The sequence below is a fragment of the Pseudonocardia tropica genome (assembly GCF_040105315.1).
GTDB classification, from domain to species: domain Bacteria; phylum Actinomycetota; class Actinomycetes; order Mycobacteriales; family Pseudonocardiaceae; genus Pseudonocardia; species Pseudonocardia alni.
Map to the genome: position 1 here is coordinate 1 of NZ_JBEDNP010000073.1, position 1,983 is coordinate 1,983.

At 73.2% G+C, this 1,983-nt stretch carries 2 protein-coding genes; both read right to left on the reverse strand.

Annotated features, from left to right (window positions below; translation table 11 throughout):
- Positions 1–139: 139 nt before the first annotated feature.
- The gene (locus WHI96_RS27560) at positions 140–514 is read right to left on the reverse strand and encodes a hypothetical protein (protein WP_349302510.1); all 375 of its coding nucleotides are present in this window, start codon (positions 512–514) and stop codon (positions 140–142) included.
- On the reverse strand, positions 511–1,983 hold a 1,473-nt coding region (locus WHI96_RS27565; RefSeq protein ID WP_349302511.1), incomplete at its 5' end, for an SCO6880 family protein. The genes WHI96_RS27560 and WHI96_RS27565, both read right to left, overlap by 4 nt.

The following is a 1,983-nucleotide window of genomic DNA, read 5'->3' on the forward strand; positions in this document are numbered from 1 at the left end:
TCACGTCACCGGAGATCAGCGAGCGGACGCCGAAGAGCATCATCCGCAGCATCAAAGCGACGACGGTGGAGGACTTGCCGCGGCCCGGTTCGCCGAACACCACCAGGTGCGGGTTGGTGACCATCTGGCGCAGCACCCACTAGGTGGGGTGGACGTAGAAGGCGCCCCCGGACTGGGTGTCGTAGCCCAGCCGGGCGCCGATGGCCGGGACGCCGTTGGAGGCCAGCAGCGGGAACAGTCCGCCGACCTCGGCGGTGGTGGCCCGGTAGACCGGGGCCCGGCGGGCCGCGTCGACCGCGGCCCATCCGCGGCCCGGTTCACGGTGGCCCTGGCGCGGGGCGGCGGCCTGGTTGACCCGACGCCGGCCACCTCGCCGGCCGTCGACGCGCTCCTCGTCCGGGCCGATGGGGTCGGCGGGTGCGGAGACGGGGATGCCGTCGAGGTCGGTGAACTGGCTCAGCAGCTCGCTGGTGGTGCGCGGCTGTACGTGGCGGCGCTTACCGAAGATGCTCATGAGTCGAACGCCCTGGTCAGACGGGGCAGCCCGATCCCGACCGGGAGGGCCGCGGCGACGAACGCGGAGTCCTGGGCCAGCTCCAGACGCAGCAGCCGGAACCGGCCCGAGGAGTCGTTCTCCAGACGGGCGGCGTGGTCCTCGAGGTTCCACTCGGCGGGCACCGTGAGCGAGGAGGCCACGGTGAAGCGGACCAGGGCGTGCCCGGCGGCGACGGCGGCCTCCTGCTCACGGGCGCCGGTCTGGCGGCGGGTGTCGACGGCAGTGGTGTTGAACCCGCGCTGGGCCTTGGCGTCGACCAGGACGTTGTTGCGGAACCGCTGGGAGCGCACCTCCCGGGCGGCGGCGGCCTGGGACAGGATCTCGTAGTGGATCTGCAGGGTGCGGCGCTCTCCTGCGGTGCGGACCGCGAGCAGCGGGCCGAGCGACCCGAAGATCGTCCCGGATTCCGGGGGCTGCACCGCGTAGGAGACCGAGGAGAACCCGTCGTGGTGGTAGGCCCGGGCGGCCGGAGCGGGAGCGAGGGCGGGGCCGGCTTGGGAGATCGGTAGCCCCACCGAGCCGTCCGGGTCGGGCCGCATGAGGTGCTGGTACTGCAGGGAGGCGGCGGTGGCGGGGTTGAAGCCGGTCTTGATGGCCTCGGCGACCCCGGTGGAGGTCAGCCAGGTCACCGACTGCACCCCGAGCCCGCGCAGACCGTCGGCGACGGCTTCCAGGACGCGGTAGAGCGCGTACGCGCGGCCCGCGACACCGCCGCCGGCGGCCTTGGCCGGGCGGCGCAGCGCGTCCTCGGTGCCCGACACGGTCACGAACAGCTCGGTCCGCACGCTGACCGAGGCGACGTCGCGGTCGATCTCGGTGGTCACCTGCCGGGCCAGGGTGGGGGCGTCGGGGCGCTGGTGGCGCTCGCGCCAGACCGCGTACTCGGTGCCGTCGTCGGGAACGGTGCGCACGAGCAGCGAGATGCGGTCGACGACCTCGCGGTGCCCGAGTCCGACGAGCATCGAGCCGAGGCGGCGGGCGAGCTCGGCGCACTCGTCGTCAGACAGCATCCCGACACCGGAGTGGGTCAGGCGAGCGGTGGCACCCCAACGTCCCTGGTCGGTGTCGTGGATCAGGCAGATCCGCGAGCCGTGGAACTCCGGGCCGTCGGGGAACTCCAGGCGCGACAGCACGCCGGGCAGGTCGGGCTCGCTGCGGTCACCGGCCAGCCCGGCCGCGGCGCGTGATTGCCAGGGTGACCAGCGCATCAGCACTCCTGTCTGGAACATGATCAGGTCGGCCAGCCAGCGGAACGCGGGGCGGCCGTGGACGGGGACGACGATCAGCACGACCAGCACGGCGGCGAACACGCCCCAGCTGAACGCGGTGGACCACTGGTTGCGCGACATCGCGATCAGGGCCGGGGTGCACGCGGCGGCGCCCAGGAATGCTTGGACCGGGGTCATCCCGGCGATCCAGCCCATCCC

Excerpts from the sequence above, each read along its gene's own strand:
- WHI96_RS27560 (WP_349302510.1), bottom strand. The coding sequence starts at position 514 with ATGAGCATCTTCGGTAAGCGCCGCCACGTACAGCCGCGCACCACCAGC.